The sequence below is a fragment of the Pseudomonas sp. SWRI154 genome, from assembly GCF_014268645.1.
GTDB classification, from domain to species: Bacteria; Pseudomonadota; Gammaproteobacteria; order Pseudomonadales; family Pseudomonadaceae; genus Aquipseudomonas; species Aquipseudomonas marvdashtae.
The window spans coordinates 1-766 of record NZ_JABWQW010000075.1; the positions used below are offsets into that span (position 1 = coordinate 1).

Sequence of the window (766 nt, forward strand, 5' to 3'; positions counted from 1 at the left end):
GGCGCTGATTCCGCCCGAAGGCGAGCCCACGTCCTACGAGTACCGCAACGGTTTCCTGCACGCCCGGCATCGCGGCAACGCCGTGTGGACCTACCGGCGCAATGACCAGGGCGATGTGATCGAGGCCATCGACCCGGATCGCCATAGCACCTGGTACTCCTACGACCCCCAGGGCCAACTGATCTCCATCCGTTACCCGGACGGCAGCCAACACGCCTTTGTCCGTAATCGCCTGGGCCAGTTGACCGAAGAGAACCTGCCCGACGACAGCCAGCGGATCTTTTCCTACGACGCCCTCGGGCGTTTGCTGACCCGCCAGGACGAACACGGCGCCATCACCCATTACCAATGGGACGCCGTCGGCCGCTTGCTGCAAACCACCTTGCCCACCGGCGCGACCCGCGCCTGGAGCTACAACGCCTACGGCAAGGTCACCGCCGAACGCGACGAACTGGGGCGCATCACCCGCTACGAATACGCCGACGACCTGCACCTGATCAGCCGCCGCCTCAACCCCGACGGCAGCGAACTGAAATACCGCTACGACTCGGCGCGGCTGTTGCTGACGGAAATCGAGAACGAATCCGGTGAAAAATATCAGCTGGACTACACGCCCAACGGACTGATCCGACAGGAAACCGGCTTCGACGGCCAGCGCACCGGCTACGCCTACGACCTCAACGGCCACCTGCTGGAAAAGACCGAGTTTGGTTCCGACGGCAGCCAACGGGTCACCGCTTACCAAAGGGATTCTGCAGGACGCCTG

General features: G+C 63.6%; 1 pseudogene. It reads left to right on the top strand.

From position 1 onward, the window contains the following. Positions 1-766, top strand: a pseudogene (locus HU806_RS26210) (type IV secretion protein Rhs); the annotation flags it as partial.